Source organism: Enterococcus raffinosus, from assembly GCF_018917525.1.
GTDB classification, from domain to species: domain Bacteria; phylum Bacillota; class Bacilli; order Lactobacillales; family Enterococcaceae; genus Enterococcus_A; species Enterococcus_A raffinosus_A.
In genome coordinates, this window is the sequence record NZ_JAHLOS010000016.1 from 77864 (window position 1) to 86709 (window position 8846).

The 8846-nt window shown below is 40.6% G+C and carries 8 protein-coding genes; 2 read left to right on the forward strand and 6 right to left on the reverse strand.

Going from position 1 to position 8846, the window contains the following annotated elements; genetic code table 11:
- Positions 1–66: 66 nt before the first annotated feature.
- The 6 genes from KQI58_RS11770 to KQI58_RS11795 form a co-directional block, all read right to left on the reverse strand.
- Complete coding sequence (locus KQI58_RS11770; RefSeq protein WP_216409288.1) at positions 67–390, reverse strand: PTS lactose/cellobiose transporter subunit IIA; 324 nt, start codon at positions 388–390, stop codon at positions 67–69.
- Positions 391–410: 20 nt separating this feature from the next.
- On the reverse strand, positions 411–1670 hold the full coding sequence (locus tag KQI58_RS11775) for a PTS sugar transporter subunit IIC (protein WP_216409289.1): 1260 nt from the start codon (positions 1668–1670) through the stop codon (positions 411–413).
- A gap of 26 nt (positions 1671–1696) precedes the next feature.
- The gene (locus KQI58_RS11780) at positions 1697–2026 is read right to left on the reverse strand and encodes a PTS sugar transporter subunit IIB (protein ID WP_216409291.1); all 330 of its coding nucleotides are present in this window, start codon (positions 2024–2026) and stop codon (positions 1697–1699) included.
- Between the two features lie 21 nt (positions 2027–2047).
- Positions 2048–3001 (reverse strand): N(4)-(beta-N-acetylglucosaminyl)-L-asparaginase, encoded by a 954-nt coding sequence (locus KQI58_RS11785; RefSeq protein ID WP_216409292.1) that lies wholly within the window; start codon positions 2999–3001, stop codon positions 2048–2050.
- A 182-nt stretch (positions 3002–3183) separates the two neighbouring features.
- Complete coding sequence (locus KQI58_RS11790; protein ID WP_216409293.1) at positions 3184–4485, reverse strand: Sapep family Mn(2+)-dependent dipeptidase; 1302 nt, start codon at positions 4483–4485, stop codon at positions 3184–3186.
- Positions 4486–4510: 25 nt separating this feature from the next.
- Positions 4511–5239, reverse strand: coding sequence for a GntR family transcriptional regulator, LSA1692 subfamily (locus tag KQI58_RS11795; RefSeq protein ID WP_216409294.1), 729 nt, complete (start codon positions 5237–5239; stop codon positions 4511–4513).
- Positions 5240–5507: 268 nt separating this feature from the next.
- Here KQI58_RS11795 and KQI58_RS11800 point away from each other — a divergent pair, with 268 nt between their 5' ends.
- Complete coding sequence (locus KQI58_RS11800) at positions 5508–6251, forward strand: epoxyqueuosine reductase QueH (protein WP_216409295.1); 744 nt, start codon at positions 5508–5510, stop codon at positions 6249–6251.
- Positions 6252–6442: 191 nt separating this feature from the next.
- The gene (locus KQI58_RS11805) at positions 6443–8536 is read left to right on the forward strand and encodes an LTA synthase family protein (RefSeq protein ID WP_216409296.1); all 2094 of its coding nucleotides are present in this window, start codon (positions 6443–6445) and stop codon (positions 8534–8536) included.
- Positions 8537–8846: the final 310 nt, after the last annotated feature.

An 8846-nucleotide genomic window follows, 5' to 3' on the forward strand; every position in this document is an offset into this window, starting at 1 on the left:
CCTGTATCCTCCTAAAGAGATATAAAAAAACTGACAAAGAGATTATCCTTGTCAGCCTGTATATTATTATTTTTCTAATGTAGTCAGACGTTTATAAACATCAATCAATTCTTGCGTTAATCCTAAATAGGAAATAGCATTCATTAAATGATCCTGGCTGTGCACCATCAACAATGTCACTTCAGAGTTATTTCCACTAGCTTCTGCGGTCAGCAAGCTCGTTTGCGTGTTGTGCGCCTCGACTAGTGCCTCGTTAGCTGCTTTCATTCGCGCTTCAGCTTCAGAAAAATTATTTTCCTTCGCCGCCGCCAATGCCGCAACCGCTTCGCCCTTTGCATTACCGGCATTCATGATCAGGCCCATGACGACCTGTAACTGTTCATCATTCATTTATCCAAAAAACCTCCTACTTAAATTTCGTCAAAATCAAAGGTATCGAAGTCGATCTCTTCTGTTTCCAGTTCCTCCGCTTCTTTTTCCTCTCGTAAATACTGATCATCTAGTACTTTGATAAATGGATAGTAGATTGCCATTCCCAGTACGATCAGCAACGCTTGCAAAATCGAGGCCTGCCAGCCGCTGACTAAAAAGCCGGAGATAATCGGCGGGGTCGTCCAAGGCAGTTGAATGCCATTCGTATAAGGAACGAGGCCCCAATCCATAGCAAAGTAAGAAATAATTATATTAATAGTAGGAACAAGTGCAAAAGGAATCAAAAGGATCGGATTTAGCACGATCGGCAAACCAAAAATAATTGGCTCGTTAATCCCGAAAATACTTGGAACAAGCGATAGCTGTGATAACTTTTTCACCCGCTGACTCTTACAGAAGAGTACCATCACGATAATTAATGATAGCGTTGATCCACCACCGCCAAATGTTGCAAACATATCTTGAAATTGACCTGTGATGATATTAGGGATTTCATGCCCGTCTTTAAAGGCTTGCATATTTTCGACTGACAATGCACGTAAAACTGGATTAAATACTGCGCCAACAACACTGCTTCCATTAATACCGAAGAACCAAAAGAAATGTAGGAATAAGTAGGCAATAATCATCGCGCCTAACGTGTTGCCTAAACTTAATAGTGGCGTTTGTAAGAATGTAAAGATCACATCCTGCAAGTTCCCCATTGATGTCAAAGAAACCAACCAATTGAGAACGAACATAATTGTTACTACCACAAAACTTGGAATCAAGGCTTCGAAAGATTTCACTACAGTAGGCGGAACACCCTCTGGCATTTTGATTGTCCATCCGCGATGAATCACTGCCGCAAAAATTCGAGTAGAAACTAGTGCAATGATCATTCCTAAGAATAAACCACTTGAACCCATCCATTTTAACGGCAAACTCGTTACTTCATAAACTTGAGTACTGTTCTCTGGTGTAAACAATGTGGTATAAGGCGTTAGGATAAAGAAAGAAACCAATGCTGAAGCAGGTACCGACATCAAGGATTCCCAATTCTTGCCTAAAATTGGAGAAATCATGTTACTCCAATTTGGAATCGGAAAATTTGCCAGTAATAAGAAGAAAGAACCTACGATCAATAAAGGCGTAGAGATCAAAAAGCCGTCACGAATCGCGATCAAATACTTATTCTCTCCGATGATTTTAGCTAATGGTGTCAAAACTTTTTCCAACCAGTTTAAAAACTTCTGCATCTTTTTATCCTCCAATCAGTTCGATTCTATTTTTTATTTTGTTTAATTAATTTTAGGACTTCCTTCATCGCTTTTTCTCCATCCATCATGCCGTAAATCTCTGGTGCGATCACTGCAACTGGAATTCCCTGAGGAGCGAACTGTTCCCGAGTTTTTTCCAGTAAGAATTTTACCTGTGGGCCTAAAAGAATCGCTACCGGTTTTTCCTTTTCAACCACCTCCTGCGCACGTGCTACTGGAAAGGCAGTGATTTGCAGCGGCATATTGTGTTTTTCAACGATCTCCATCATTTTGTTAACCATAATACTTGTGGACATCCCTGCATCGCAAAATAGATAAATTTGTTTTTTACTCATTTTCTTCACTCTCCTAATTCTTTATTCAATCGGTGCTTTGATCCGTTTTTCGTAGGCATCTAGCCAATCCTGTGTGATTGGTTGGATATCTGTGGTGTGATTGCTTCCCATGTTGGCAATAAAAATCTGCGGGTTTTCCTGATCGTTGCCTACACTGAAGGTAAATTCAACGTTTGTCGCTACGCCCCATTCACCTTTGGTATTCATGGCAATCAACGAGAAGGCTCCTGCCTTGCCATAGCGTGCAGTTAATTTATCATGAAATTCATAGACAGCTTTATCGCAGGCGGCTTGCGGCTTCAGTCCTTCTCCCATCAAACGAACGATTTCATAGGATAAACAGCCCTTCATCAAATCTTCCCCTAAGCCTGTCGCAGCTGCCCCGCCGATTTCACTGTCCACGTAAAAGCCTGATCCAGATAATGGAGAATCACCGACCCGTCCTGGTTTTTTCATAAATAAACCAGAACTAGATGTTCCTGCTGTCATCGTTCCCTTCTGATCCAACGTAATCGCTCCAACCGTATCATGACCATCGTAGGGATTCAGATTGTTTTCTTGGATTTCCTTCAAACGCTTTTCCCAAATTTTATGCGCACGTTCTGTCAACATACTCTTTCGTTCGAAGCCTTCCAGCATTGAATATTTAGTTGCTCCTTCACCGACCCGAAAGCTATTGAACTTATCTTTACTAAGTTTTCGTGCAACAGAGATTGGATTTTTTACATCGGTGATTCCGGCTACCGCACCAATTTCAAACGTATCTCCGTGCATAAAGGCAGCATCCATTTCCAAAATTCCTTCAGCATTCGGCAGCCCGCCAAAACCGACAGATTTATAATAAGGATAATCCTCCACTGTCTTAATTAAGGTTTCTACTGCGTCACCAGCCTTCCCTTTCTTCTCTAGCAAACGCATTGCTTCTATTACACCATCATGTGCCATGCGCCATGTCGCAATTGCTCCCCACGCCATCGTCGTGCTCCTCCCGTTACCGTTTACATTTTCAAAATCTGAATTCATTATAGATAGTATATACTGTTTTGTATATACTAAATTTGAAATTTTTTTATCTTTTTTTACCGTTTTCTAAGCTAAAGATATGAAGCAACAAAAAAAAAGACCCGCAATCCCTTGCTAGGTCTCAAAAAAATCAATTATTCAATTAGTTTTAACATTCCCCGCATATAGATTTCCATGTTTTTCAACAGATCCTCTTCATCCATATATTCATCCTGATTATGGGCAATCCCCTTTTGACCAGGAAATGAAGGACCAAAGGCGACGATATTCGGGACAAAGCGGGCATAAGTTGCTCCTGTCGTCGTTACCGGAGTCCCATCCAATCCTGTAACCTCTTCATAAACAGCTGATAAGAGTTGAACATTGGGATCATCCTTAGGAAAATGGCTGCTTTTGATGCGACGGACTACTGTTAGCTGACTCTCCGGCGGCAAATGCTTTTTCAAGCTATCGGTTACTTCTGCTTCTGTAACTGAAACGGGATAGCGAATCGCTACCGAAAGGGCTAACTGCTGGTCTTTTTTGATCAATTCATAGGGCGTGATCATTAATTTACCACTATCCGCGTCTGAAAAAGCAAGGCCCAAGCCTTCCCCATGATGTTGATTCGCTAAGCCCTTTACCAGCCAAGAAAAATACTCCGCCAGTGTTCCAGTAACGGCTTGTTCCTGTAAAATTTTTTCCGCCAATAGCGTAATTGCGTTTTCTCCTAGCTCCGGTGCATTCGAAGGGGCCCTTTTGCCCTGCACACTGATATTCTTGCCGTGTATAGTTACTGACAACGTATCTGGAACATGATCGCGAGCTTGATCGCCAATGAAATCCCCTAAATCCTTTAGTTCTTCTTGTGGAAACGGTGTCAAAATTTCATAGTTAACAATTCCGCGTTCACCATAAACCACCGGATACTTGCAATCAGGCGTAAAACCAAACTGTGGCGGCTGTTCTTCGTTCAAATAAAGCGGAATATCTGAGCTACCATTTTCCTCATCGGTACCAAAAATGATTCGGATCGTTTTCTTTACGGGCAAATCCAGCTCTTTCAACAGCTTCAAGCCAAATAGGCAAGCTAAAATCGGCCCTTTGTTGTCTAAAATTCCGCGGCCATAAAAGCGTTGATCCTTTTTGCTTAATTTAAACGGCGGAAATGACCAGCCATCACCTGCTGGGACAACGTCTAGATGACCCACGACACCAATATAGTCTTTCGCTTCACCCCACTGCGCATATCCAACTGCATCATTGACGATTGTCGTTTTGAAGCCATATTTTTCAGCTAAAGACATGACTGCTAGTAAGGCTTCTTTGGGGCCTTTCCCAAAAGGCGCATGTTCTGCTGGCGCACTCTTGACACTTTCAATTCGCATCACTTGATCCAGATCCTGATAGAATTCTTCCTTATTTTCCTCGATCACTTTTCGAAAATCAATTGACATAAGAGACCTCCTCGGTTGTACTTTTTTATTTGCCGTAGCGAGTAAGTGTGGTTTTAAAGACATAGCGATCCGAGCGATAGTAGGAGATATCGTAAAAGATCGGTGTCGCGTCCAGTGCATAGGTCACGGAATAGACCTGCAGCAAGGGATCTCCCATCGGCACATCCAGTAATTTTGAAAGCTCTGGTTTGACTAAAATAGCCTCCACCTCCTGATGAGAATAAGCAATTTCGGTCTTTTCCTCCAGCAATTTAAAGAGCGAGCCGCTAAAATCCTCTGCCTTTAATCCTTTTACATAAAACTCGGACAAATAGATTTTTTCTACTGTCATTGGTTCATCGTCTAATATCCTGCGTCGAACCAGCTCATAAACCGGTTGATCTTCTTCTAGTTGCAAGGCGTTCAGAATTTCCTCTGATGGCTCAACCTTTTGAAACGAAATGACTTCGGTGCTGCTGGTTTTTCCATAGGCCTTCGCGGCTTCAGTAAAGCCTTGCAGCCCAGAGCGCCCACTTTGAATTTTTGGCTGTGACATCACATAGCTTCCCTTACCGCGCCGCTTTACCAGAATATTCTTGCTGATTAAGTCATCGATGGCTTTACGAATCGTTAGGCGGCTACAATCGAATTCCTTCGCCAAATCATATTCAGAAGGTAATTTTTGTGAGCTTACATAGATTCCTTCATGGATACGTTTTTCGATCTCAGTGGATACCTGGTCAAATTTCGCCTTTGTCGTTTTCTTGTCTTCCATAATTTCTCCCTTTTTCGATTATTTCTTTATGCCTACTATCCAATCTTCCATTTCACTATACTGATTCTTTCACAGCTTGGCTAGACTAATTTTCTCTACAAAACCATTCGGTATATACCTTACAGTATATACTATATCCAGATTTTATGATATTTCAATCATTCTCAGATTTTTTTTACTTTTGAGTCAGTTTTCTCTAATTTTAAAATACTTCTCACCCGACTTTTTTTCTAACCTCATTTCACTTATAATACCTTCAGGTGATTTGATGAATACAATTGATGCAACGGAAATCGTTGAAAAAATGAGCAACCAAAAAATTAACTATGATCGTGTGTTGCATAAGATGATTCAATCTTGGGAAAAACAAGCGGTTCGCCCACGAATTTTGATTCATTCCTGTTGTGCACCCTGCAGTACCTATACATTGGAATTTTTAACCCAGCATGCGGATGTGACGATCTTCTTCTCGAATTCAAACATCCATCCTGAAAGTGAATACCAGCGTCGAGTTTTAGTTCAAGAAAAATTTATCAATGACTTTAATGCGGCAACTGGCAATCAGGTCGATCTGATTGTTGATGAGTACAAACCGAATGAATTCATTCAATTGATGCAGCAAAAAGAACTAACAGAAGAACCAGAAGGCGGTAAACGTTGCACCGCCTGCTTCAATATGCGGCTGGATTTAGCCGCAAAAGAAGCGCTAGAACGCGGGTATGATTATTTCGGGAGTGCACTGACGATCTCGCCGAAAAAAAATAGTCAACTGATTAATCAGATCGGCATGGATATTCAAAAAATCTACAATACGCATTACCTGCCGAGTGATTTCAAAAAGAATTCCGGCTATCAGCGTTCGATCGAGATGTGTAAAGAGTACGATGTGTACCGCCAGTGCTATTGCGGCTGTGTATTTGCAGCAAAGCAACAGGGATGCGATTTGAAAATAATTAACAAAGAGGCAAAAGCCTTCGTAAAGGAATACCAGAAACAACCAACCGAAGCATAGAAAATGGACCGATAGAAAAACTATCGGTTCGTTTTTTGAAAAAAATCAAATCCCACATAAAAATTTTACAATATTCACGGATCATTGCATTTTTCTAAATTTTGTTGCATCTCACATTGATAGCCTTTACATACCAACCGTTTTTTCGATACAATTAACTAATTAGAACATGGACTAAGAGAGGTTATGACATGATCAAAGAAAAACTGAACTCGAGATTCGGCTTCTTTCTCATATTGACGCTATTGTTATGGGCAAAAAATCTATTTGCCTATTTGGTTGATTTTGATTTGCGGTTGGATAATGCGCTTCAGGTCTTTATCCTGCTGATCAATCCGATAGCGACCACGATGCTCTTTTTGTCGATCTTTTTATTTATTCGAAGGACGAAAGCTGCCTATATCACGGGTTATCTCATTTACTTATTACTGAGCATCTTACTTTTTGCTAACGTGGTTTATTATCAAGAATTCACCGATTTCCTCACCATTGATACAATATTAGGTGCCGGAAAAGTCGCCAGCGGGCTTGGAGAAAGTGCGATTCGATTGTTTAAGCCCCATGATGTTCTGTATTTTCTGGACTGTATTTTTGTACTAGCCGCTTTACTACTAAAGAAATTCCCATTGGATATCCGTCCGGTTCGAGCAAAGCTGGCTTTTACTGTTACGATGGCTTCACTCTTGTTTCTCGCCGGAAATATTGCACTAGCAGAAACAAGTCGTCCAGGCTTATTGACTAGAACGTTTTCTAGAGATTATCTAGTGAAATATTTAGGAATCAACGCCTATACCGTTTACGACGGTGTCAAAACCTATCAAGTATCACAAATCCGCGCACAAGCCAGTCCTAATGATATGGAGGTTTTAGCGGAAAAGCTCAAGCAGCAGCCAAAGGAAACAAACAAGGACTTATTTGGTATTGCAAAAGATAAGAATATTATCTATGTCCATCTGGAAAGTGCCCACCAATTTTTGATAGACTACAAGTTGAAAGATGAAAACGGTGTCGAACATGAAGTCATGCCCTTTGTAAATAGTCTGTATCACAGTCAAAGCTCTTTCAGCTTCGACAATGTTTACCATCAGGTCAGCGCAGGTAAAACCAGTGATGCGGAAACATTATTGGAAAATTCCTTGTTTGGTCTGAATCAAGGTTCCCTATTTTCACAGCTGGGTGGCAAGAATACCTTTAATGCCGCACCTGCGATTTTTGATCAAAAATTAGGCTATACAACCGCTGCTTTTCACGGAAATGCTGGGAATTTTTGGAACCGTAATGAGACGTATAAACGATTTGGTTATCAGCACTTCTTTGATTCCAGCTACTATAGCTTGAATGATAAAAACTCTTTCCAATACGGCTTACATGATAAACCCTTTTTCCAGCAATCGGTGAAATATTTGGAGCACCTACAACAGCCTTTTTACGCGAAATTTTTAGCAGTCTCTAATCACTACCCGTTTTCTGAGTTACCTGAAGCGGAGAATGGTTTTCCAAAGGTAGACACAGGAGATTCAACAATTGACGGGTACTTTGCCACAGCGAATTATACCGATACCGCCATCAAAGAATTCTTTGATTATTTAAAAGCCAGTGGTCTTTACGAAAATTCTATAATCGTTTTGTATGGCGATCACTACGGTATTTCTGATTCACGTATTGAGGCCACTAAAGAATTATTTGGCAAAGAGGATTGGACGACCTTTGATACCATCGAAGCGCAAAAGGTACCTTTGATCATTCATCTTCCGGGACAAGAAAATGGGACGACTAGTCATACCTATGGCGGCCAAATCGATGTCCTGCCCACGCTATTGAATTTAGTGGGTTATAATTCAAGTAATTTAATGCTGTTTGGCAACGATCTGCTTTCTCCTAATCGAGAACAGCTAGTCGCCTTCCGCAATGGAGATTTTGTTACGGAGGACTATTCTTACCATAAAGGCGATATTTACGATAATCAAACCGGTGCCTTATTGAACTTTAGTCAGCCGGAAATACTAGAAGAAGCCAAAGAAGTTAAAAAGAAAGTCGAGGAACAGCTGGACATCTCCGATCAGATCAACAATGGGGATCTACTGCGGTTTTATTACGACAGTGGTTTAAGCCCAGTTAAAGTAGAGGAAATCAATTATAAAAATTCGGTGAAAACCTTAAACGGAATTGAGAAAAAGCTAGGTGAGAAATCAACCAGCGTCTTTTCGAAGAATAATCAGCGATCAACAGAAGATATGTATAAAACACAGTCCTTCAAGGAATACGCCGAAGAAGCCAATAAATAGAAAAATGCGAAAGCCGTTTACGAACAGCTTTCGCGTTTTTATTAATAAATTAGTTTCTTTAATACCTTCAGTTCTCCGGCAGAACCAATAGACGACACCTGATTTTTTGCTGTCGCCAAAAGATCGGCCTTTCAAAATCGATATTTTTATCGTTAAAAATTTCAGTCGCAACTGCTTTTATCATTTGTATCCTCCTCGTAATATATTTTTTAGAGTGATAAATCACTCCAGTTTTATTCTCTTGTTCTTTGATAATTTAATAACACTTTAGTTGCTTGGTGCTTGTGTGATGTTCTAGAATTGACTCCTG

Bases quoted from the DNA above. Each gene is read 5' to 3' on its own strand.
- KQI58_RS11775 (WP_216409289.1), bottom strand. From the start codon at position 1,670: ATGCAGAAGTTTTTAAACTGGTTGGAAAAAGTTTTGACACCATTAGCT.
- KQI58_RS11785 (WP_216409292.1), bottom strand. From the start codon at position 3,001: ATGGCGTGGGGAGCAATTGCGACATGGCGCATGGCACATGATGGTGTA.
- KQI58_RS11795 (WP_216409294.1), bottom strand. From the start codon at position 5,239: ATGGAAGACAAGAAAACGACAAAGGCGAAATTTGACCAGGTATCCACT.
- KQI58_RS11770 (WP_216409288.1), bottom strand. From the start codon at position 390: ATGAATGATGAACAGTTACAGGTCGTCATGGGCCTGATCATGAATGCC.
- KQI58_RS11805 (WP_216409296.1), top strand. From the start codon at position 6,443: ATGATCAAAGAAAAACTGAACTCGAGATTCGGCTTCTTTCTCATATTG.
- KQI58_RS11780 (WP_216409291.1), bottom strand. From the start codon at position 2,026: ATGAGTAAAAAACAAATTTATCTATTTTGCGATGCAGGGATGTCCACA.
- KQI58_RS11800 (WP_216409295.1), top strand. From the start codon at position 5,508: ATGAATACAATTGATGCAACGGAAATCGTTGAAAAAATGAGCAACCAA.
- KQI58_RS11790 (WP_216409293.1), bottom strand. From the start codon at position 4,485: ATGTCAATTGATTTTCGAAAAGTGATCGAGGAAAATAAGGAAGAATTC.